Origin of the sequence: Enterobacillus tribolii (assembly GCF_003363015.1) — a bacterium.
GTDB lineage: Bacteria > Pseudomonadota > Gammaproteobacteria > Enterobacterales > Enterobacteriaceae > Enterobacillus > Enterobacillus tribolii.
Genome location: NZ_QRAP01000001.1, coordinates 926,543 through 948,709 on the forward strand (window position 1 = coordinate 926,543; position 22,167 = coordinate 948,709).

Sequence of the window (22,167 nt, forward strand, 5' to 3'; positions counted from 1 at the left end):
GCGGATAAATGCGTTTTTTCTCCTTTATCCGCAGGATGACGCTAAAAAACCCCGGCAGCAACATCGCCGGGGTCATCACGTTTTCCGCGGTTATTTTCGTCAGACTGAACGAAGCTGGCCTTCTCCCAGGCTCAGCGCCGTTTTCATTGCTTCGACCAGTTCACCGTCCACGCAGTAGTGGGAAAACTCATCGAATTCGCTGTCGGAACACATGGTCACGCCCGCCTTACGGTAACGCATTGCCGACGGCACCTGGCGTCCGGCCGAACTGTGCAGTTCGGCGAATCCCGCTTCCTGAAACTTATGCAGGTTGGTCAGCCGTACGCCTGCGCCGGGCATGATGACCGGCCCTGTACTGGCGTGCAGCAGCTCTTTCAGCAACGGCAGGCCCGCTTCCGCGCTCTGCTGCTGGCCCGAGGTCAGAATGCGCGCCACGCCCAGGTCGGTCAGCTGATTCAGCGCCACCACCGGACTGACGCACATGTCGAACGCGCGGTGAAAGGTAATCGCCATATTCCCGGCTTCGCGCATCAGTTCACGCATCCGCGGCAGGTCGATGTGCCCTTCGGCGTCCAGAAAGCCGACCACCGCGCCGGGGAAGCCCAGGTCGCGAATCATCGCCATGTCTTTTTTGATTACCTCAAACTCGGCGTCGCTATAACAAAAGTCGCCGCCGCGCGGCCGGACAATCGGGTGTACCGGAATTTTCACCCGCTCCCGTACCAGCACCAGCGTGCCATAACTCGGGGTCAGCCCGCCCTCCTGCTGGCTGGCGCACAGCTCGATTCTGTCCGCCCCCGCCTGTTCCGCCACCACGGCACACTCCGCTCCGTAGCAGCATATCTCCAATTTCGTCATCAATATTCCTCCTGCAAAATCAACGAACCAAATAGAACAACGTGAAAACTTTTCAAAACGGCAGATGAAACTTGAGAAATGGGATCTTTCTCGCGTAGGCTGAAAAACGACACCGACAAGAGAGACGGCGCTATACAGCATAAAATCATGTTGAGAGCGGTTTCAGGCCTATATAAGGATACATTACTATGGCATTCAATTTTGACGAATGGGTAGACAGAAGTCACAGCGATAGCGATAAGTGGCATAAATATGCCGGAAAAGACATTATTCCGCTCTGGGTCGCAGATACTGACTTTCGCTCTCCACCCGCCGTCATAGAGGCATTACAACAACGTATCGCCGAAGGCGTGTTCGGTTATGGTTATCCTTCACCGGAGCTGACCGACATTTTCGTGCGCCGGATGCGAGAGCTGTATCAGTGGGAAATTCAGCCGGAATGGCTGGTCTTTTTGCCCGGACTGGTATGCGGGCTGAACCTTTCCGTACGCGCATTAACCGCTGACGGCGAAAAAACCCTCGCGCCGCATCCGATTTATCCGCCGTTCGTCCGCTCTTCCAACTTTGCCGGTCGCAAACAGATTAGCGCCCCCATGGTATTGAAAAACCAACGCTGGGTGATGGATCTTGACGCCATTGAGCCACGTATGGACGGCAGCGCGAAGCTGCTGATGCTGTGCAACCCGCACAACCCCGGCGGCACCGTTTATACCCGCGAAGAGCTGGAAGCCCAGCTGGAGTTCGCCCGCCGCCATAATCTCTATATCTGTTCCGATGAAATTCACTGCGATCTGCTGCTGGAGCCGGGCGTACGCCATGTTCCCATCGCTTCGCTGAGTGAAGATGCGCAACAGCGCAGCATCACCCTGATGGCGCCGTCGAAAACCTTCAACATCGCCGGCCTCGGCGCTTCCATCGCCATCATCCCGAACGCGGAACTGCGCGGGCGTTTCATTCAGACGCGCGCCGGCATCGTTCCCGGCGTAGATATTCTGGCCTACGTGGCGGCGACCGCCGCTTACCGTGACGGCGAAGCCTGGCTGCGCGATCAGCTCGACTACCTGCGCGCCAACCGCGACCGGGTATTTGAGCGCATCAACACCATGCCGGGACTTTCCATGACGCCGATGGCAGCGACATACCTGGCCTGGATCGACGCCAGTCAGTTGCCGGTTGACAATCCGCACGCCTTCTTTGAACAGGCAGGCGTCGGCCTTTCGCCGGGCAGCGACTTCGGCAACCCGCGTTTCGTGCGGCTGAATTTCGGCTGTACCCGCGCGCTGCTCGATAAAGCGCTGGATCGCATGGAGGCCGCCGTCAAAGCGCTCTGAGCCTGCTCTCTCCGGGCGAACGCACGTTCGCCCGGCTTTTTCCCCGCCCTTCACGCCCGCTTCACCGGAATTTCACACAGCCTCCGTAACGTGTCGCCATCGATACAACACGGAAGATTGAATCATGAAATCCAGACTCTCCTCCCTCGATCAGGCCTGTTACTTCTGTTTGCTCGGCCCGGCCATCGGCCTCGGTTTGCTGCTGGCGCTGGTGATGTTCCGCACGCCCGCACAGGCGCCGGCGATTTACCTGACCGCCCTGCCGATCGCCTACCTGCTGGGCGCCGCCCCGGCGTTTCTGACCGGCATGCTTTCCGGCAGGCTGCCTGAACGACGTGGAAAATCGTTGCTGGTCGCCGCGCTGGGCGCGCTGATATTCGTTCTGACCATTCTGGCGCTCCTGTTGGCGACCGATCTGACCCGCAACCCGTTGCCCGGCACGCTGGCCGCCTGTGCCATCATCGGCTTTATCACCGCGTTCAGCGCCTATTGGCTGGTCAACAAACTGCCTGCCCTGAACCTTTAACTGACACGACACCGGATTACGGATATGAAAAATACCACCTCTTACATTTTCAGCGCCCTGTATTTCGCCATATTGGGGCCGCTTATCGCCCTGCTTTTTGCGGTGCCCGTCGTGCTGCTGTCCATCAAGGATGACTTTTCCGCCCTGCCACTGGTCGTGCTGATCGGGTTACCGCTGGTGTATATCGTTGGTTTTATTCCTGCGCTGCTGACCGGCATCGCCGCTAAATGGCTGCCGGAGAACCGGGGAAAAATCGCCGTGCTGGCTGTGATCGGCGCCGCGCTGTCCAACGCGGCCGGTTTCATTGCGTTCAGGGTATCGGGGCTGGATGACATCGGGCTGAATGCCCCGTTGGTCGGCCTGTTCGGCGCTATCGTCACCCTGCTGCTGTACTGGCCGATGTCCGCCAAAAACGGACAACGGATGAGAAAGGCAAACGGGGCCGCTTAGCCGCGCTCGCTGGCGACGACGTCGCGGATATCATAAGGGTGAAACTTAATCGTGACCTGACCGTCGCTGACCGCCAGCGTCGGATTCGGCAGCCGTTCACCTTCCCCCTGCGGCGCGCTGAACTTCAGCTTAATGCCCGGCGTCAGCAATGCGGCGTCCGGCAGCAACGCCAGCGCGCGCGGATGCAACGTTTGCGGATCGCCGTCAATCACCAGTTCCACATGTTCCCAACCTTCGTGAGGGTAGCGTTTCTCGCCGGGGTAAGGCAGTTCGACGCAGTCGATCTGCCAGCTTCCCACCGTCAGCGGCTGACGCAGGGTGAACAGACAAATCGGGCGGCCGTTAATGTTGTTTTCAGACAACAGATCGCCGCACTGCATCAGCCCGTGACGCCAGCGATCGGCCGTGGCGTTTTGGTGGCAACGCAAGGAAATGTGGTCGGCCCGGAACTGGCTGAGATCCAGGCCGAGTTTTTGCGCCAGCGCCTCAAGCAAACCGGTGAAACGCGCTAAATCCGCATCCAGTTCGCTCAGGGATTCAATTGAAGCCAGAAAAGTCATGTCTACCATTCTCCGGGATAAGTCCGGCGCTTACTTTACACGCTCCGCGCTTCACCTCCAACCGGATGAGAACGCCTGCTGACGTCGCCGTTGAATTCGCATATAATTACCGGCTGTTTTGCGCCCCCGCGCATTTATTTTTCCTAAAGAGCGATGCGTGCCGCTTACGGCCCGCCATACTGCACAATATTAAGGTAACCCGGTGAATATTCAGGCATTACTTTCAGATAAAGTCACCCAGGCGCTGGTCGCCGCAGGCGCCCCCGCCGATAGCGAAGCCCTCGTCCGCCAGTCCGCCAAGGCGCAATTCGGCGACTATCAGGCCAACGGTGTAATGGGCGCCGCCAAAAAGCTTGGCCTGCCGCCACGCCAACTGGCCGAGAAAGTGGTTGCCGCGTTGGATCTGGAAGGCATTGCCAGCAAGGTGGAGATCGCCGGTCCGGGCTTCATCAATATCTTCCTGGCGCCGCAATGGCTGGCCGCGAATCTGGAAAGCGCGTTGCAGGACGCGCGTCTGGGCGTCGCGCCGGTGAGGCCGCAGACGATCGTGGTTGACTACTCTGCCCCGAACGTCGCCAAAGAGATGCACATCGGCCATATCCGCTCGACCATTATTGGCGACGCCGCCGTGCGCACCCTGGAATTTCTCGGCCACAACGTGATTCGCGCCAACCATGTCGGCGACTGGGGCACCCAGTTCGGCATGTTGATCGCCTATCTGGAAAAAGTGCAGAACGAAAATGCGGCGGATATGGATCTGTCCGATCTGGAAGCCTTCTACCGCGAAGCGAAAAAGAACTACGACGAAGACCCGGTTTTCGCCGAGCGCGCACGTGGGTATGTCGTGAAGCTGCAGGGCGGCGATCCCTACTGCCGTGAGATGTGGCGCAAGCTGGTCGACATCACCATGACACAAAACCAGAAGACTTATGATCGTCTCAACGTCACCCTGACAAAAGACGACGTCATGGGTGAAAGCCTGTACAACAGCATGCTGCCGGGCATCGTCGCCGATCTGAAAGCCAAGGGGCTGGCGACGGAAGACGAAGGCGCCGTGGTGGTCTACCTCGACGAGTTCAAGAACAAAGAAGGCGAACCGATGGGCGTCATCATCCAGAAGAAGGATGGCGGCTACCTTTACACCACTACCGACATCGCCTGCGCCAAATACCGCTACGAAACGCTGGGCGCCGATCGCGTGCTGTATTACATCGATTCCCGTCAGCATCAACACCTGATGCAGGCCTGGACCATCGTGCGCAAGGCCGGTTACGTGCCGGACTCCGTCAGCCTGGAACACCATATGTTCGGCATGATGCTGGGCAAAGACGGCAAACCATTCAAAACCCGCGCCGGCGGCACCATCAAGCTTTCCGATCTGCTCGACGAAGCGATTGAACGCGCCGGTCAACTGGTGCGCGGCAAAAACCCGGATATCAGCGGCGCGGAGCTGGAAACGCTGATCAACGCCGTCGCCATCGGTTCGGTGAAATACGCTGACCTGTCGAAAAGCCGTACCACCGATTACGTTTTCGACTGGGACAACATGCTGGCGTTTGAAGGCAACACCGCGCCTTATATGCAATACGCCTACACCCGTGTCTCCTCCATCTTCAAGCGTGCCGGTATTGATGAAAACGCCCTGAGCGGCGACATCGTGCTGACGGAAGAGAAAGAGCTGGCGCTGGCTGCACGTTTGTTGCAGTTCGAAGAAACGATCACCACCGTGGCGCGTGAAGGCACCCCGCACGTGATGTGTGCTTACCTCTACGATCTTGCCGGCCTGTTCTCCGGCTTCTACGAGGCCTGCCCGATCCTGACGGCGGAAACCGAGGGCCAGCGCAACAGCCGGCTGAAGCTGGCCGCGCTGACGGCGAAAACGCTGAAACTCGGGTTGGATACGCTGGGAATTGAAACCGTAGCGCGCATGTAATCACCCACCACTACGCATCTTATCAGGGGAGCTTAATGCTCCCCTTTTTTATATTCACTCACCAGATATAAAGATTAGATAATTAGATTTTAATTTGACGTTATAGAAAACAAAGCTCATTATCTGATTAATTCAACAACCGATATGTTTGCAACACGCGAGGGTATATGGCTGCGGTTATCATGTGGACAAAGAAAGCGGCGAAGCAGTTGATGTCCATTGATATGCGATACCGGAAAGCGATTCAGAAAAAAGTGAACGCGCTCAGCACGTTCCCCGACGTCACGCTTGATATCAAAAAGCTTCAGTATACGGACGATCAATACAGGATAAGGGTGGGTGATTACCGGGTTATTTTCCGCGTGGACGACGACGATCCCGTGGTCTGTAGCATTGAGATCGTTAAGCGCAGAACGTCAAAGACTTACTATATGGAAGAACCCGCTTCCTGCATTTACACCCCTGACCCGATACCGGTATCCGTAACAGCGCGAGATTGGACTATGTCTGAAAAAATTCAATATATTACCGACGTACATGGCAAGCCTCAGTTCGTGGTGCTGCCCGTTGAGGATTACCACACGCTGCTGGAAGGCGACCATGACGAAAGTTGGGAGGATGTGCCCTACACCGCTTCCGACGACGATCAGGAAACCATTCCCAGCGACGTGATTAACATCATGATTGACGAGGACGTCAGCCTGCTGGCTGCCTGGCGCATCTATTCCGGAATGTCTCAGTATGACGTGGCCGAACAGTTGGGAACCACGCAGTCCGCGGTTTCTCAATGGGAGGCGGTCGATTCCCGTCCGCAGAAAAAAACCCGGGAAAAGCTGGCGGCACTGTACGGCTGCCGCCCCAGCCAAATGCTTTTGTAATCTCCGCGCCATCCCTTTTACCGGGATGGCGCAATGCCGGCCTTATACCGCCACGCTGCGGGTAAAATCCTTCACCCGGAAGCCCATCAGCGCCAGTGAAGCAAAATACGCCACTACGCCGGCAATCACCACCGCGCTTAAACGCAGCAGGCGCATCGCCATATTGCCCGTATCCCACGCCGGCATAATCCACATCATTCCCACCAGCACTGCGGACATCACCAGCACCGCCACCACCAGCTTAATCAGGAAAATACGCCAGCCCGGCTGCGGCTGGAAGATATCCTGCTTGCGCAGTTGCCAGTAAAGCAGGCCGGCGTTCAGGCAGGCGGCAAGACCGATCGACAACGACAGCCCGGCATGCTTCAGGGGGCCGATAAACGCCAGGTTCATCAGTTGCGTCATGATCAACGTCACGATGGCGATTTTGACCGGCGTTTTGATGTCCTGCCGCGAGTAGAACCCGGGAGCCAGCACCTTCACGACAATCAGCCCCATCAGGCCGATTGAATAAGCCACCAGCGCCCGCTGGGTCATCGCCGCGTCAAAGGCGCTGAACTTCCCATACTGGAACAGGGAAACCGTCAGCGGCTTCGCCAGAATACCCAACGCCACCGCACTCGGCAGCGCCAGCAGAAAGCAAAGGCGCAGCCCCCAATCCATCAGGCGGCGGTACTCATCGTGCTTGCCGCTGGCGAAACTCTTCGCCAGCGACGGCAGTAAAATCGTCCCCAGCGCCACGCCCAGCACGCCGGAGGGGAACTCCATCAGGCGATCGGCGTAGTACATCCAGGAGACGGAGCCGGAAACCAGAAAAGACGCGAAAATGGTGTTGATAATCAGCGAGATCTGGCTGACCGATACCCCGAGGATCGCCGGCCCCATCTGACGCATCACGCGCCATACCCCGCTGTCGCGCAGGTTAACGCGCGGCAGCACCAACATGCCGATTTTCTTCAGGTGCGGCAGTTGATAAAACAGCTGCAACACACCGCCCACCACGACCGCCCAGGCCAGCGCCAGCACCGGCGGGTTAAAATACGGCGCAGCGAACAGCGAAAACCCGATCATACTGACGTTAAGCAGCGTCGGGGCAAACGCCGGCACCGAAAAACGGTTCCAGGTGTTGAGCACCGCACCCGCCAGCGAAGCCAGCGAAATCAGCAAGATATAGGGAAAGGTAATGCGCAGCAGCGATGACGTCAGCGCGAATTTCTCCGGCGTGTCGGCAAAACCGGGCGCGGTGACGTAAATCACCCAGGGCGCCGCCACGATGCCCAGTAAGGTAACGACCGCCAGCACCAGCGTCAGCAGCCCCGACACATAGGCAAAAAAGGTCCGGGTCGCTTCTTCACCCTGCTGACTTTTGTATTCCGCCAGAATCGGCACGAACGCCTGGGAAAACGCCCCTTCGGCAAAAATTCGCCGCAGCAGGTTCGGCAGCTTGAAGGCGACGAAGAAGGCATCGGTTGCCATGCCGGCGCCAAAAATACGCGCCACGATCGCGTCGCGGGCAAAGCCCAGCACGCGCGAAAACATGGTCATCGAACTGACCGCCGCCAGAGATTTGAGTAGATTCATCTGTCCGCTTTTATAAAAAACACATCCCCTGACGTATCAGGGGAAAAGGAAGGCTCCAGTCTACTTATCTGCCGGGGAAGATCCAGCGGGAGTTGTTACAGACTACGGCAACAGGCTCTCAACCAGCCTCTGTGCCGCCAATGCTTGGTCGCCGCTGGTCAGCGGTGCGCGGTTCTGTTCCAGGCAGTCAATGAAGTGCCCGATGGCGCCGGTGAAGCCCCGCTGCTCCAGCGTGGTTTGCCATCCCGGCGCCGGAGACTCGGACAACACGCCTTGGCGCTCAACCTGTAAGCGGCGCAGATCTGCGGCATCATAAATCGCCCCCTGCATCACGACCTGTAACGTCTCCCGCTGGCTGCCCGCAGCCCGGTGCATGCTGGTCGCGACCTGACACGCGCCGGCGCGGAACTGGTGCCCGGCATAAATCAGCTGGCCGGCATCATTTACCCGCAGCCCGCCGCTTTGCAGCTCCAGCGTTTCACCGCTCATCCACAGGGCGGTGTCAATTACGTGAAGGTAATCGTCCAGCAGGGTAAAACGGGCGTCGTGAGGGCCGATGCCGTCGCAACGGTGCTTATCCATGCGGATCGACGCCGGCCCGCTCATCTGTTGTTTGATTTGCTGGTATACCGGCGCGAAACGACGGTTGAAACCGACCATCAGATGCAACCCTCTGCGGGCAGCCAGTTCGACCAACTGCTCCGCCTGCGCCAGCGTCCCGGCCAGCGGCTTATCCACGTAGACATGTTTCCCCGCCCTCAGCAACGCGCTGACCACCTCAAAATGCGAAGCGGTGCTGCTGTGCACAAACAGCGCGTCACACTCATCGGCCAGCGCCATCAGCGAAGCAAACGGCGTGATGCGGTAGGCCGCGCAAACCGCCGCTGCTTTTTGCTGCCCGGGAGAGAACGCGCCGCGCAGTTGCCAGCGGCCTGCATGGCTTAAAACCGGCAAATACGCTTTTTGCGCAATACTGCCGAGGCCGACGATGCCGATACGGGGTTGCGTCATGGACATCTCCTCAATCGCCCAATTTTTCCAGCAAGCTTTCCAGACGCTGTTTCAGCTCCGCCACTTCGCCTTCCAGGCGTTCAACGCGCGCAGCAAGCCCGCTGCCTGAGGCGGAAGGAACAAACGCGTCGCTTTCGGTGCCCGGGTCAACGTCGCCGCTGAATAAATGCGCATAGCGGCTCTCACGCTTGCCCGGTTCCCGCGCCAGACGGATCACGAAAGGGCCGTCCTCACGGGTTGCCAGCGTTTGCAGCACCTGCTCCGTCTGCGCCACATCACCGAATTCAAACATACGCGCCGTGCGGGTACGCAGTTCGCCCGGCGTTTGCGGGCCGCGCAACAACAGGCAGCACACCACCGCGACTTCCGCCGGCGAAAACTTCAGGTTGCCGAACTCTGAGTTGCAGAAACGGTGCTCATATTTCATCACCCGGTTACCCGGCACGCTCAGCGTGCGAATCTGGTGTTTCTTCACCAGCAGGTCCAGCGTTGACTGCACCTCCGACTCGCTCAGCTCCATCACCGGCTCGCGGTTGGTCTTTTGGTTACAGGCGGTCGTCAGGCTATTCAGCGAAAGCGGATACTGGTCGGGCGTAGTCACCTGTTTCTCAAGAAAACAGCCGATTACGCGGGCTTCCAGCGGGGACAATATATGTTTCATCAATATAACTCCTTATAACGAAATCAACGGCCGGGCGTCCATTCCTGGTTAACCAGCGCGGTCAGCACGTGGTCTTCCCACTTTCCGTTAATTAATAAATAGCGTTTCGCGTAGCCTTCCTGCTCGAAGCCAAGCCGTTTCAGCAGATCGCCGCTGCGCTGGTTGTGCGGCATGTAGTTCGCCATGATGCGGTGCATATGCTGATGCCGGAACATGTAGCGGATCGCCGCCTGCAGCGCCTCATACATCATGCCCTGCCCCTGCCAGCGTTCTCCCAGCGAATAGCCGAGATAACAGGCGTGAAAAGAACCGCGCAGCACGTTGCTGAAGTTCGCCACACCGCGCACTTCTTTCTCATCCGGGTCCAGCAGAATGAAATAGTAGGCGCTGCCCTGTTTTTGCAGCTCATTGATCATGCCGAGGCGGGCCTGCCAGCCCGAAGGATAACAATGGCTTTCGTCGCGCAGAGGTTCCCAGGGCTTAAGGAAATCACGGTTTATGGAATAATAATCCGCCATGCGGTAAGCATCGCGGTCATTGACCAGGCGAACCACCAGCCGGTCGGTAACTAAACGGACTTTCGGACCTGATGAACGGTAACCGAACACGATCGCCTCCCTGTATCCGGCGTAACGGAAAACAACACTATAGCGGGTGTTAATACATCAGGTAAAACGTCAGACGGCGAGATAATGCGCAATCAAACCCGCTCGCACGCTGTTTTTCCTGCTTTTGCTACCGGGTTAACGTCCGGCTGACGCAAAGGGAATAACAAAGCGCTCCCTGTAATTATGTTTTATCCCGGCCGGGTATGAGTAGAAAATATAATAATCCGGCATCTGTACCGCGGCAGAAAATAGGTAGAGAATAAACACGGTCATTATCCCTCCCCTCTCTTCTTTTGCAGATGGTGCACAATGTCGCTGGTATCGCAGGCTCGGAGCCTGGGTAAGTATTTTTTATTGCTGGATAACTTATTAGTTGTTTTAGGCTTTTTTGTCGTCTTCCCGCTTATTTCCATCCGTTTCGTCGACCAAATGGGTTGGGCGGCGCTTATCGTTGGTATCGCCCTCGGGCTGCGTCAATTATTGCAGCAGGGGCTGGGCATTTTCGGTGGCGCGATCGCCGACCGTTTCGGCGCTAAACCGCTGATCGTCACCGGCATGCTGCTGCGTGCGGCCGGCTTCGCCACGATGGCCGTGGCCAACGAACCGTGGATCCTGTGGGTGTCCTGCGCGCTTTCGGCGTTGGGCGGCACGTTGTTCGATCCGCCCCGTACCGCGCTGGTAATTAAGCTGACCCGCCCGCACGAACGCAGCCGCTTTTACTCTCTGCTGATGATGCAGGACAGCGCCGGCGCCGTCGTCGGCGCGCTGATCGGCAGTTGGCTGCTGCAATACGACTTCCATTACGTCTGCTGGACCGGCGCGGCGATATTCGTGCTGGCCGCGGCCTGTAACTTCTGGCTGCTGCCCGCATACCGTATCTCCACCATCCGCGCCCCGATGCGCGAAGGGATGCTGCGCGTACTGCGCGATAAACGCTTCCTGACTTATGTGCTGACGCTGACCGGTTACTACGTGCTTTCCGTGCAGGTCATGCTGATGCTGCCGATTATGGTCAACGAAGTGGCCGGCACGCCGAGCGCGGTAAAATGGATGTATGCGATTGAGGCGGCGCTGTCGCTCACGCTGCTTTACCCAATTGCCCGCTGGAGTGAAAAACGTTTTCGCCTGGAGCAACGGGTCATGTTCGGGTTACTGCTGATGACGCTCAGCATGTTTCCCATCGGGCTGGCCGGCAACCTGCACACGCTGTTCGCGTTGATCTGCTGCTTCTATTTCGGCTCCATCATTGCCGAACCCGCGCGCGAAACCCTCAGCGCCTCCCTCGCCGATCCGCGCGCCCGCGGCAGCTACATGGGCTTCAGTCGTCTGGGGCTGGCGCTGGGCGGCGCCGTAGGTTATACCGGCGGCGGCTGGATGTACGACACCGGCCATGCGCTCGGTATGCCGGAACTGCCCTGGATGTTGCTGGGCGTAGTGGGGTTTATCACGCTGGGGCTATTGCACTGGCAATTCAGCCGCCGGCGCGACACGCCCGTGGTACTCAGCGGCAGCTAACTTCCCCCGGTGGCGCCGGATTCAGCGTGCTCTGATATTCCCGGCGCTGCGCAACGCTTACCCTGCTGACACATAAAGCTATTTTTCTTTCCGTGTTCTGTGACACAATCTGGCACGCCGCCGATGTCGGCGGCCTGTTTTCAGCGTTATTTCAGAGGTTGGTTGAATGAAGAAGAGTTTCCGTATTGCGGGCGTTATTGCGTTAGGTTTACTGCTTTCCGCCTGTAACAAGCTAACGCAGTTCAGCGTCAGCGAGCAGGAAGTTAATCAGTACCTGCAAAAGCACAACAATTTTCAGAAGCAAATCGGCATTCCCGGCCTGGTCGATGCGGACATCACCGTCAGTCAGCTCAGCAGCCAAATTGGCCGCGCCGAGCCAAATAAAGTCACCCTGACGGGTAACGCCAAGGTCAATATTTCTTCTATTCTCGGCCCGCAGAACAGCGACATGACGCTGACCCTGAAGGCCCAGCCGGTGTATAACCGTGACGAAGGCGCTATTTACCTGAAAGATATGGAGCTGATCGATTACAAGGTGACACCGGAGAAGATGTCTACCGTCATGAAGGCGATTGCGCCGTATCTGGATCAGTCGCTGAAGAGCTTCTTTGACCAGCAGCCGGTCTATACGCTGGATCCGAACAAGAATGAGAAAGAAGCGCTGGCGAAAAAACTGGCGAAAGGGCTGGAAGTAAAACCGGGCGAGCTGGTGATTCCGTTGGCGGAATAAAGCCCCAGCAGACCTTATCCCGCCCCGATTCCCCCGCATTGCCGGGGGAATTTTTTACCTGCGCGGTTAAGATTGCGCGTCTTCTTCGTCCAATTCATCACGCATCGCCTGTAACGCTTCGCGCGTCAGCTCAGCCAGCGTGCGGTAAAACGCGGTGGTGGTATGTGCTTCCACCTTACCCAGGAAACGCCCGCACCACGGCAGCAGATATTCGTCGAACAGCGTAACCTGCGCTTCGGTTTCATCTTCCGCCGCCTGATCCTCCAGCCAGGACGCCGCCAACAGCAGGCGCCCGAAGCTGTCCGCAGCGCCTTCGCCCTGCGGCATACCGCGCTGGGTCAGGAAATCACGCACTTCCTGTTCCGTGGCGCCCTCTTCATACTCGCTGCGGCAGGAAGGCACCGCGGCGCCGGCGCCGGAAAACAGCGCCGTATAGTCGGCAGCCAGCGCGGCACGATCGCCGCTCGCCTGTTGCAGGCGCGTCAGCAGCGAATCCTGCTCCAGCGGCCAGAACGGTTGCAGCTTATTCTGCGCCATCATGGTAAACACCGGGTCTAATACCGGGTCCTGCGGCTGACGGGAAAACAGAGAACCCAGCAGACGGCAAATCAGCGAAAACTCATTCATTCAATAATCCGTAAAAGCAAAAAGACCGCCGTCGGGCGGTCAGAGGTGAGCCAGTTCAGGGATCGCACGCTTACCGCGGGATTCCAGGAAGTCCAGCACGCGGCGCGGCGTAACGTTCAACACCCGCTCCGGCGGAAAGTTTACTTCATTAAGAATACGCACGCAGCGGTCAAAATGCCCCAGGGTGTAGGCAATATGCGAATCCGACCCCAGCGACAGGTAACCCCCGGCATCCCGCACCGCGGCGGCGATGGCCGTACAGTTCGCCTCGCTGCCGATGCGTGAATGGGTGAAGGATGAGTTATTCAGCTCCAGCGCCACGCGGTATTTCGCGGCGGCCTCAGCCACGGCGCGAATATCGATCGGGAACTTCGGGTTGCCGGGATGGCTGATAATGTCCGCATCGCCCGCCGCGAGGGTGGCGATCAGCGCTTCGGTATGCGTGTCGCGATCCACCGGCGGAAATACCGGTTCGTGAAACCCGGCGATAATCAGGTCCATCTGATCTAGCATGCGCCCGGTGCAGTCGATCTCACCCTGCGTATTTTTGATATTCGCCTCAATGCCGCGCAAAATTCCGATGCCGTCAACCTGACGCGGCCAAACGTGCATATTCATAAAATGCCAGTAATGCGGCGCATCTTCCATATCCGGGCCGTGATCGGTGATAGCGAACAGTTTGATACCCACATTCCTGGCCTGGGCGATGTAATCATGAAGGGTGCTGTATGCGTGACTGCTCGCCACGGTATGCATATGTAAATCAACGGGGTACATAATAATGTCCACTACATTCACTGTTAAATCAGTTTGTTATAACACAGGACGAATAAAAGACAAGCGACGCGGCGCCTCGGCGCACAATATATAAATCAAGACGTTACCTGTGAGTGTCAGGAGGGCTATTTTACCGCATTCTCTGAATCATGCACATTTTTCGTCCCCTCTGCGCTAACGGGGGTTTTCCTCCGCCTGACCAGCGCACTACCGGTTTTTCGCCATTGCTGAAAAATGGCAGAATAACGGGGAAACAGACTTTCAGCGCCCTGGCGGAGATAACGGATACCATGAAAAATAACATCCCTGACGCGATCAGGCCGCAAACAGAAGCTGCCCAAACGCTCATTACCCGCCTTCTCCAGCAGAATCTGCTCGCCATCCATTTATACGGCTCAGCCGTTGAGGGCGGCCTGAAGCCCTACAGCGATATCGATTTGCTGGTCACGGTTCGGGAACCGCTGAGCGCCGCACAGCGGGAAGCCCTGATGCGGGGGTTGCTGAACATTTCAGCGCCTCCCGGCACCTCAGAAACCTGCCGGGCGCTGGAAGTAACCGTAGTGCTGTATTCTCAACTGGTGCCGTGGCGATTCCCCCCGTCGAGGGAAATGCAGTTTGGTGAATGGCTGCGCGAGGATATCCGCCAGGGAATTTATGAGCCGCCGCAGCCAGACAGGGATATCGCCATTTTGCTGACCAAAGTCCGCAATGCCAGCGTGCCGTTAACCGGTGAGAATGCGGCCGCCATGTTTACCGCCGTACCGCATCACGACATGCTGCAAACTTTTCGCCATACCCTTAACCTGTGGCAGGACACGGAGGATTTGCGGGGCGATGAGCGTAATATCATCCTGACTCTGGCGCGGATCTGGTACAGCAGCGTTACCGGCCATATCGCGCCTAAAGATGAAGCCGCGGCCTGGCTGCTGCCGCAATTACCTGACGATCACGCCGCGACGCTGCGAACCGCACGCGCGGAGTATCTGGGTCTGCTCACTGAAGACTGGGCCGCCGCGATGCCTGCAGTCGGGCGCTTCGTGCATTACGCCAAAACACGTATCAACGAACGGCTCGAGGCGGACGAATGTTAACCATTACGCCCGCCCCTGCTGCATCCCGTGTTTAGTAACCGCGGCGGATATCCACCATGCCGGTGGGCATGTTCCCTGCCTCAATCGTCTTTATGTTTTCAGCCACATAGTCCATCGCTTCCTCTGGCAGGGTAAAGGCCGCGATATGCGGTGTCACGGTCACGCGCGGGTGCGTCCAGAACGGATGGTCCTGCGCCAGCGGCTCTTTGGCGAACACGTCCAGCATCGCCGCCGCCACCTGACCGCTATTCAGCGCCTCCAGCAAATCGTCTTCCAGAAGATGCGCGCCACGCGCCAGGTTAATGATGTAAGCGCCGTGATTCAGTTGGCCGAAAACCGACTTATTGAGAATACCGGCGGTTTCGGGCGTATTGGGCAGCAGATTCACGATAACCTGCGTTCCCTTCAGAAAAGCGGCGAACTGCGCCTGGCCGTGAAAGCTTTCCACACCGTCGAAGTGTTTTTCACTGCGGCTCCAGCAGCGCACCCGCAGGCCGAACGACGCCAAACGCTGCGCGACTTTGCCGCCCAGCACGCCGGCACCCGCCACGCCGACGACGAAATTCTCACGCGCATGAGGCGGCAGATAGCGCCAGATCCCCTGCCGTTGCTGTTGTTCATACTCGTCGAAGCGGCGGAAGTAGCGCATTACGGCCGCCGCCGCATACTCTTCCATTTGCAGGGCCATACCGGTGTCTTCCAGCCGCACCAACGGCACGCCCGCGGGCAGCGTACCGGGGTGAGCCTTCTCCTGCGCCAGGATCGCGTCCACCCCGGCGCCCAGCGCGAACACGCCGCGCAGGTTCTGCCGGGTCGCCAGCATTTCATACGGCGGCAACCAGACCATCGCATAATCGGCCGGGCCGTCATCGCCCGGCGTCCATTCACGGATCTGCGCCTGCGGCAGACGCTTGCGCATGCCTTCCAGCCAGATACGGGCGTCGAAGAACGGATGGTAATAGATGATGTTCATGGCTAAAAACCTTTATTATTAGTTGGTTATCGTGCGTATGATAGCCGATGTCACGCCGGGGGTAAATTTGTCTGATGATTAAAGCGGCCGTAACACCACAATACCCGGCTTATCTTTCAGGTAACTGCGCAGGGGAACGTCCACCACGCTGCGGTTATTCGCCAGCGGCGAGGCATTGCGGAAGTAAACGCCGTCGGGCGCTTTGATTACGATGCCGACGTGAGAAACGTCAAGACCCGCCGCGCGGGAATAGATGCCGACGAAATCGCCGGTTTTCAGTTCTTCAAGCACCCGCGGCGTCACCTTCGCCGCCGGAATATAGCTGACCTGCCGGTGGATGCCGCCCAGTCCCGGCACATATTCCCCGCCGTCGCGCTTCAGGTTGAGGTTTTTCGTCACCACGACGGCCTGCGCGCCGAGACTGGCGGTGATGTCCGTGGCGTTGCGGGGATATTTTTGCGACCAATCGGTGAAAAAATGCCGCCGGTTCAGATAATCGACCCGTCCGCCTTCATAACGCGTGACGGTCAGGCGGGGCAGGAACGCCTGCGGCGCGTCGGACTTCGTCAGGGCATACACATAATCCAGCAGGGTAAAGCAGTCTACGCCGTTAAACGCGGCAACCAGTTGCTCAGGCTGATTTATGCCGCCAACCAGCGTGTTTTCATGGTAAGGCGTGCCGAGGAAGGCGCGGGAAACCCGATCGATGCGTTCGCCTTCGTCAGCATCACGGTAAGGGATCACCACATTGTCGATAATGCTGCGTACCTTGCCCGCCGTGTATTCATTCATGGATACGGCGTGCGCTTTGCTGCCCGCGCCAATCAACAACAGCGCTGTCAGCATGAATGTCTTCCAGTTAACTTCCGCCATCACGGCCCGGACTCCTGCGTCAATCACTACGCGCTTACCCTACCATGAACCGCCCGGTCTTTCCGCCCCGGAATGACTATCCCGCCAGCCAAACAATGCGAAACCGTCTTTCCCGTGGTACTTTTAACGCCAAATATCAGAAGGATCCCTATCCCATGAAAAAACTTTTCCTTCCCTTACTGTTTGGCGGCCTCGCCCTGTTTGCCGGCACATCACTTTGCCAGGCGCAGCCTGACAGCGCGTCCGTACAACCGGACTGGAAACAAACCGAGCAACAGGCCAGTGGACAAACTGTCTATTTCAACGCCTGGGGCGGCAGCTTGCAGGTTAATGACTATCTGTTGTGGGCGTCGCGCGAGGTTAAACAGCGCTACGGTATTACGCTCAAACAGGTGAAAGTGAACGACATCGCCGAAACCGTCAACCGCATCCGGGCGGAGAAAGCGGCGGGAAATACCCGTAACGGCAGCGCCGACCTGGTCTGGATCAACGGTGAAAACTTCGAGGCCATGAAACGTGACGGCCTGCTGTACGGACCGTTTACCGAATCGTTGCCGGCCTGGCGCTGGGTGAATCAGAAACTGCCGGTGACGCAGGACTTCACCGTCCCGACCGAAGGCTACGAAGCGCCCTGGGGCGTCGGGCAATTGGTGTTTATTTACGATGCGAAAACGCTGCCGCATCCGCCCGCCGATTTCGCGGCGCTGCTGAACTACGCCAAAACGCATCCGGGGCGCATCGCCTACCCGCGCCCGCCGCAGTTCCACGGCGCCTCGTTCCTCAAGAGCGCGCTGCTGGCGCTGACCTCAGGGCTGCCGCTGGATCAGCCGGTAAACCCGCAAACCTTCAGGCGTGATACGGCGCCGCTGTGGGCTTATCTGGACACCCTCCATCCCCATCTGTGGCGCAAAGGGAAAATCTTCCCCACCAGCGACGCCCAGATGATGCAGTTGTTCAACGATAACGTGCTGGATATGGCGATCACCTTTAATCCGGGCGTTGCCCCCGCCGCAATCGCCGCCGGCTCCCTGCCGCCCGACGCCAAAACTTACGCCCTGCGTCAGGGCGCGCTGACCAACGTGCATTTCCTGGCGATTCCGTTCAACGCCAAAGCCAAACCCGCCGCCATGGTAGTGATTAACTTCCTGATGTCGCCGGAAGCGCAGGCACGCAAAGCCAGCGGCAAAATCTGGGGCGACCCGACGATTCTGGACCCCCATCTGCTCAATGCCAGGCAACAGGCCCTGTTCAGCAAAATTCAGCCGCTGTTCCCGGCACTTGCGGAGCCGCATCCCTCCTGGCAGGAAGCGCTGGAAGCCGAATGGCAGAAGCGTTACGGTCGCTGAAGCCCTGAGGGGGACTAAAAAAGCGGCAATTTGCGTACTATAAAACGTCAAATTGCTGCTTGTTTGGCTGAGCGGACCAATTTCCCGCAAAATGGGTTGACGTCATTTACCTTTTTCCCCTACATTACGCGCCATTGGTGAGGTGTCCGAGTGGCTGAAGGAGCACGCCTGGAAAGTGTGTATACGCGAAAGCGTATCGAGGGTTCGAATCCCTCCCTCACCGCCATATTTAAACAGAAAGCCCCGGTTAACCGGGGCTTTCTGTTTAAATCGCGCGAGACAAACGACCGAAACGTCCCGCGATTGTACCGTCACGCTACCGGCAGCACAGACTGCGGCGGTTACGGTATTCGCCCCGGCGCGGCAAGATGCGGGAAGCATGTTGCCGGTCGGTTCTTCACTGCTCGTTCACCCCGGTGCAACAGAGCGTTGTCATGACAATTTTTTGTTTTTCGGAACAAAATCTAATCTGCATCACAAAAATTCAACTGAGTTTGGTGTCAATTGCTACGTTGAGCCGACATTGCGTTAATCTTGACGCGTTGACGTTTTTGCTGATTACACCGGTACATGAGATTCATCACCGGCGATAACAAGGGAGCGACAGATGGGTAAATTCACCCGAACGCTGAAACGCGCAGGCTATATCCCCCTGCATCTATTGATTGTGGCCGTGATTGCCTTTGCCTGGTGGCACCGGGCGCTGACGCCCGTATGCGTCGTTTTGCTGGTGCTGTACATGGCGGCTTTCGCCGGAATGCTGTGGTTTCAGCGCAACCCCTGCAACACGTCCTGCCTGCTGAGTGACTTTTTCGAAGACACCACCACGACTTACTATTTCGGCGCGGTGATGGCGGCCATTTATCTGCTGTCGCGCATCATCGAAAACAACCTGATCCTTGCCGTTACCGCCGTCGTGGTATTAGCCGGCCCGGCCATCACTTCCCTGCTTAACCGCGAACGCCGCCGCACACCGGCTTCCTCTAAACAGCAGTAACGTTCCTCATTGCCGGGAGCGTTCACCCGCTCCCGAAACCACCGGATCCACCCGCATCGTTCAATGCATAACCACCTAATTCACTTCAAAGAAATTCTTCTTGACCGTTCCCCGTCGCCCCCCTATAGTAGCGTCCCGTTGCGGTACTGAGTGCGGCAACCACAATATGGTGAGGTGTCCGAGTGGCTGAAGGAGCACGCCTGGAAAGTGTGTATACGTGAAAACGTATCGAGGGTTCGAATCCCTCCCTCACCGCCATATTCTGACAAAGAGCCCCGGTTAATCCGGGGCTTTTTGCTATCCAACCGCCGCATTTCATTTCTTCTCTTTCTTATAACCAACTCATCTGGCGCCTGTTACCCGTCACCTGCTAGGGTATACGGATCAATCCCTTTCCCCCGAAGGAGCCGTACATGACCGCCGACGACGAACTGACACAGCTGGCGCAGGAAGAACGCACGCTGCAATTCGAATTCTTTAACGCGGAAACCGCCTGGGAGCTGGGTCAGCGCCTTAAGCTGGCCGCCGAAGCGCGCCGGGTTTCCGTCAGCATCGAAATCCGCCTGGCGGGGCAGACGCTGTTCTATTACGCCATGCCCGGCACCACGCCCGACAACGCCGAATGGATCCGCCGCAAGCGCAACGTGGTCGAACGTTTTCGCCAAAGCTCTTACGCCATCGGCGTACGCCTGAAGCAGCGCCAGTCCACCCTGGAAGAACGCTACGGCCTGAGCCTGTTGGACTACGCCGCGCACGGCGGCTGTTTCCCGCTGATTCTGCGCAATACCGGCTGTGTAGGCACCATTACCGTTTCCGGCGCGCCGCAGTTGGAAGATCACCAGTTGGTGACCCGGACAATTGCGGACTTTCTCGGTCTTTCCGGCAATGAGCTGCACTAAGCCCGGAAACTGATAATCTTGCTTTCCCCGACTCACGGGAAAGCGGCGTGTTTACTGATTTACCTTCCTCCCACCGGCGCCGGAAAAAAACTTTTCACGCCGGTGGCGTGCTATTGATATATATCTGGATCTCTCCTCATCATAGGGCGTATGGTAGCTATGTTTAAAGCGACGGACCCTCCCTGGCCCGCCTATTCTTGTTTTTTTGAATGGTTGGTTTATTCGCATAATGAAAGTGCATAAAACTAGCGGCATTCTGCCGTTCAGCGCGTTGATTGAAGCTTGCTGGAAAGAGCCTTATTCCTTTAGCCGTTTACTTCGTGATGCCATTTCCGGCATTACCGTGGGGATTATCGCTATCCCTCTCGCCATGGCGCTGGCCATCGGCAGCGGCGTTCCTCCGCAGTACGGCCTGTATACCGCCGCCATCGCCGGGATCGTCATTGCGCTGACCGGCGGCTCACGCTTCAGCGTGTCGGGGCCGACGGCCGCCTTCGTCGTTATCCTGTATCCCGTCTCCCAGCAGTTCGGTTTGTCCGGCCTGCTGCTGGCGACGATGATGTCCGGCGTGTTTTTGCTGCTGATGGGCGTGGCGCGTTTCGGCCGCCTGATCGAATACATTCCGCTTTCCGTTACGCTCGGCTTTACCTCCGGTATCGCCATCACCATCGCCACCATGCAGGTGAAGGACTTTTTCGGCCTGCATCTGGAACACGTGCCGGAAAGCTACCTGATGAAAGTCACCGCGCTGGCGCAGGCGTTGCCCTCTATCAGTTGGGGGGACACCCTGATCGGCGCAGTCACGCTGGCCGTGCTGGTTTTCTGGCCCCGGCTGGGTTTACGCATTCCCGGCCACCTGCCGGCGCTGCTGGCCGGCGTCGCGGTGATGGCGTTGCTGGGCCTGTTCGACATTCAGGTCGCCACCATCGGCTCCCGCTTCAGCTATATGCTGGCCGACGGCACGCAGGGCCAGGGCATTCCCCCGGTGCTGCCACAGCTGATGCTGCCCTGGAAAGTTCCCGGCGCGGAGTCCGCCTCCCTGCCGTTAACCTGGGGTACGCTGACTGCCCTGATGCCCGCGGCTTTCTCCATGGCGATGCTGGGCGCGATTGAGTCGCTGCTGTGCGCGGTGGTGCTGGACGGCATGACCGGGAAAAAACATCACTCCAACGGAGAACTGATCGGCCAGGGGCTGGGCAACATCGTCGCGCCGTTCTTCGGCGGGATCACCGCAACCGCCGCCATCGCCCGCTCCGCCGCCAACGTGCGGGCCGGCGCGACCTCGCCGGTTTCCGCGGTGATTCACTCCCTGCTGGTGCTGCTGGCGCTGTTGGTGCTGGCCCCGTGGCTTTCCTGGCTGCCGCTGGCGGCGATGGCCGCCCTGCTGCTGCTGGTCGCCTGGAACATGAGCGAAGCCCATAAGGTGGTATATCTGCTGCGCCGGGCGCCGAAGGATGACATCATCGTTCTGCTGCTGTGTATGAGCCTGACGGTGCTGTTCGACATGGTGATTGCGATTACCGTGGGTATTGTGCTGGCATCGCTGCTGTTCATGCGCCGCATCGCCAGAATGACGCGCCTGAGCGAAATCAGCGCCGTTACCCAGCCGGACGTGCTGGCGCTGCGGGTGAACGGCCCGCTGTTTTTCGCCGCTGCCGAACGCATCTTCACCGAACTGCTGGAGCACGCCCAGGATTACCGCACCATCGTTCTGCAATGGGACGCCGTGCCCGTACTGGATGCCGGCGGCCTGAACGCGTTCCTGCGCTTCGTCGAACACCTGCCGGAAGGCAAGCAGCTTATCGTCACCGACATTCCTTTCCAGCCGCTGAAAACGCTGGCCCGCGCCCGCGTCACGCCGCAACCGGGGCGGCTGACCTTCTGCTCCACGCTGCCGGATGCACAGCAGTTGCTGGACGAATAACGAAAAAAGGCACATCCC

General features: G+C 58.2%; 22 protein-coding genes, 2 tRNA genes and 1 pseudogene. 15 read left to right on the top strand and 10 right to left on the bottom strand.

Features of this window, described 5'->3' with window-relative positions; translation table 11 throughout:
• Positions 1 to 99: 99 nt before the first annotated feature.
• Positions 100 to 858, bottom strand: coding sequence for a copper homeostasis protein CutC (cutC, locus tag C8D90_RS04110; RefSeq protein WP_115457109.1), 759 nt, complete (start codon positions 856 to 858; stop codon positions 100 to 102).
• A 188-nt stretch (positions 859 to 1,046) separates the two neighbouring features.
• Here cutC and C8D90_RS04115 point away from each other — a divergent pair, with 188 nt between their 5' ends.
• The 3 genes from C8D90_RS04115 to C8D90_RS04125 all read left to right on the top strand — a co-directional run bounded on the left by C8D90_RS04115 (position 1,047) and on the right by C8D90_RS04125 (position 3,165).
• Positions 1,047 to 2,189: a MalY/PatB family protein gene (locus C8D90_RS04115; RefSeq protein WP_115457110.1), complete on the top strand. Its 1,143-nt coding sequence runs from the start codon at positions 1,047 to 1,049 to the stop codon at positions 2,187 to 2,189.
• A gap of 124 nt (positions 2,190 to 2,313) precedes the next feature.
• Positions 2,314 to 2,715, top strand: a complete 402-nt coding sequence (locus tag C8D90_RS04120; RefSeq protein ID WP_115457111.1) for a hypothetical protein — start codon at positions 2,314 to 2,316, stop codon at positions 2,713 to 2,715.
• 24 nt (positions 2,716 to 2,739) lie between these two features.
• Positions 2,740 to 3,165, top strand: a complete 426-nt coding sequence (locus tag C8D90_RS04125) for a hypothetical protein (RefSeq protein ID WP_115457112.1) — start codon at positions 2,740 to 2,742, stop codon at positions 3,163 to 3,165.
• Here the strand turns inward: C8D90_RS04125 and C8D90_RS04130 are convergent.
• Positions 3,162 to 3,725 carry a VOC family protein gene (locus C8D90_RS04130; RefSeq protein ID WP_115457113.1) on the bottom strand — a complete coding sequence of 188 codons (564 nt, stop codon included), beginning with the start codon at positions 3,723 to 3,725 and terminating at the stop codon, positions 3,162 to 3,164. The two genes, C8D90_RS04125 and C8D90_RS04130, sit on opposite strands and share 4 nt — an antisense overlap.
• Positions 3,726 to 3,927: 202 nt before the next feature.
• On the opposite strand from C8D90_RS04130, the gene argS reads away from it, so the two are divergent.
• From argS to C8D90_RS04145, 3 genes and pseudogenes are all read left to right on the top strand, one after another.
• Positions 3,928 to 5,658 carry an arginine--tRNA ligase gene (gene argS, locus C8D90_RS04135; RefSeq protein WP_115457114.1) on the top strand — a complete coding sequence of 577 codons (1,731 nt, stop codon included), beginning with the start codon at positions 3,928 to 3,930 and terminating at the stop codon, positions 5,656 to 5,658.
• A gap of 182 nt (positions 5,659 to 5,840) precedes the next feature.
• A pseudogene (locus C8D90_RS04140) lies at positions 5,841 to 6,086 on the top strand (type II toxin-antitoxin system RelE family toxin); the annotation flags it as partial.
• A 75-nt stretch (positions 6,087 to 6,161) separates the two neighbouring features.
• Positions 6,162 to 6,536, top strand: a complete 375-nt coding sequence (locus C8D90_RS04145; RefSeq protein ID WP_115457275.1) for a helix-turn-helix domain-containing protein — start codon at positions 6,162 to 6,164, stop codon at positions 6,534 to 6,536.
• 42 nt (positions 6,537 to 6,578) lie between these two features.
• On the opposite strand, the gene murJ is transcribed toward C8D90_RS04145, so the two are convergent.
• The 4 genes from murJ to rimJ form a co-directional block, all read right to left on the bottom strand.
• Entirely contained in the window at positions 6,579 to 8,117 is a 1,539-nt protein-coding gene (murJ, locus tag C8D90_RS04150) for a murein biosynthesis integral membrane protein MurJ (RefSeq protein WP_115457115.1), read from the bottom strand.
• A 102-nt stretch (positions 8,118 to 8,219) separates the two neighbouring features.
• The gene (locus tag C8D90_RS04155) at positions 8,220 to 9,128 is read right to left on the bottom strand and encodes a Gfo/Idh/MocA family protein (RefSeq protein ID WP_115457116.1); all 909 of its coding nucleotides are present in this window, start codon (positions 9,126 to 9,128) and stop codon (positions 8,220 to 8,222) included.
• Positions 9,129 to 9,138: 10 nt separating this feature from the next.
• On the bottom strand, positions 9,139 to 9,789 hold the full coding sequence (locus C8D90_RS04160) for a YceH family protein (protein ID WP_115457117.1): 651 nt from the start codon (positions 9,787 to 9,789) through the stop codon (positions 9,139 to 9,141).
• 23 nt (positions 9,790 to 9,812) lie between these two features.
• Positions 9,813 to 10,397: a ribosomal protein S5-alanine N-acetyltransferase gene (rimJ, locus tag C8D90_RS04165; RefSeq protein WP_115457118.1), complete on the bottom strand. Its 585-nt coding sequence runs from the start codon at positions 10,395 to 10,397 to the stop codon at positions 9,813 to 9,815.
• A gap of 309 nt (positions 10,398 to 10,706) precedes the next feature.
• Between rimJ and mdtH the strand changes: the two genes are divergently transcribed.
• The gene (gene mdtH / locus C8D90_RS04170) at positions 10,707 to 11,912 is read left to right on the top strand and encodes a multidrug efflux MFS transporter MdtH (protein ID WP_115457119.1); all 1,206 of its coding nucleotides are present in this window, start codon (positions 10,707 to 10,709) and stop codon (positions 11,910 to 11,912) included.
• Between the two features lie 166 nt (positions 11,913 to 12,078).
• The gene (locus C8D90_RS04175) at positions 12,079 to 12,642 is read left to right on the top strand and encodes a lipoprotein (RefSeq protein ID WP_115457120.1); all 564 of its coding nucleotides are present in this window, start codon (positions 12,079 to 12,081) and stop codon (positions 12,640 to 12,642) included.
• Positions 12,643 to 12,708: 66 nt separating this feature from the next.
• Here C8D90_RS04175 and C8D90_RS04180 read toward each other — a convergent pair whose 3' ends face one another.
• Positions 12,709 to 13,269, bottom strand: a complete 561-nt coding sequence (locus C8D90_RS04180; RefSeq protein ID WP_115457121.1) for a TorD/DmsD family molecular chaperone — start codon at positions 13,267 to 13,269, stop codon at positions 12,709 to 12,711.
• Between the two features lie 39 nt (positions 13,270 to 13,308).
• Entirely contained in the window at positions 13,309 to 14,046 is a 738-nt protein-coding gene (locus C8D90_RS04185; RefSeq protein WP_115457122.1) for a phosphatase, read from the bottom strand.
• 290 nt (positions 14,047 to 14,336) lie between these two features.
• Here C8D90_RS04185 and C8D90_RS04190 point away from each other — a divergent pair, with 290 nt between their 5' ends.
• Positions 14,337 to 15,137, top strand: coding sequence for an aminoglycoside adenylyltransferase family protein (locus C8D90_RS04190; RefSeq protein WP_115457276.1), 801 nt, complete (start codon positions 14,337 to 14,339; stop codon positions 15,135 to 15,137).
• Between the two features lie 31 nt (positions 15,138 to 15,168).
• Here the strand turns inward: C8D90_RS04190 and ghrA are convergent, their stop codons facing one another.
• Positions 15,169 to 16,110, bottom strand: coding sequence for a glyoxylate/hydroxypyruvate reductase GhrA (ghrA, locus tag C8D90_RS04195; RefSeq protein ID WP_115457123.1), 942 nt, complete (start codon positions 16,108 to 16,110; stop codon positions 15,169 to 15,171).
• A 78-nt stretch (positions 16,111 to 16,188) separates the two neighbouring features.
• The gene (locus C8D90_RS04200) at positions 16,189 to 16,983 is read right to left on the bottom strand and encodes an N-acetylmuramoyl-L-alanine amidase-like domain-containing protein (protein WP_196238487.1); all 795 of its coding nucleotides are present in this window, start codon (positions 16,981 to 16,983) and stop codon (positions 16,189 to 16,191) included.
• Positions 16,984 to 17,138: 155 nt separating this feature from the next.
• On the opposite strand from C8D90_RS04200, the gene C8D90_RS04205 reads away from it, so the two are divergent.
• The 6 genes from C8D90_RS04205 to dauA all read left to right on the top strand — a co-directional run bounded on the left by C8D90_RS04205 (position 17,139) and on the right by dauA (position 22,149).
• Positions 17,139 to 18,329, top strand: coding sequence for an ABC transporter substrate-binding protein (locus tag C8D90_RS04205; RefSeq protein WP_115457124.1), 1,191 nt, complete (start codon positions 17,139 to 17,141; stop codon positions 18,327 to 18,329).
• A gap of 136 nt (positions 18,330 to 18,465) precedes the next feature.
• Positions 18,466 to 18,555 (top strand) — tRNA-Ser (locus C8D90_RS04210).
• Positions 18,556 to 18,936: 381 nt separating this feature from the next.
• Positions 18,937 to 19,326: a YbhQ family protein gene (locus tag C8D90_RS04215; protein WP_115457125.1), complete on the top strand. Its 390-nt coding sequence runs from the start codon at positions 18,937 to 18,939 to the stop codon at positions 19,324 to 19,326.
• A 168-nt stretch (positions 19,327 to 19,494) separates the two neighbouring features.
• Positions 19,495 to 19,584 (top strand) — tRNA-Ser (locus tag C8D90_RS04220).
• A 155-nt stretch (positions 19,585 to 19,739) separates the two neighbouring features.
• A complete protein-coding gene (locus tag C8D90_RS04225) occupies positions 19,740 to 20,225 on the top strand; it encodes a heme-degrading domain-containing protein (RefSeq protein ID WP_115457126.1) in 486 nt (161 codons plus the stop codon).
• 229 nt (positions 20,226 to 20,454) lie between these two features.
• Positions 20,455 to 22,149: a C4-dicarboxylic acid transporter DauA gene (gene dauA / locus C8D90_RS04230; protein WP_115457127.1), complete on the top strand. Its 1,695-nt coding sequence runs from the start codon at positions 20,455 to 20,457 to the stop codon at positions 22,147 to 22,149.
• Positions 22,150 to 22,167 lie beyond the last annotated feature (18 nt).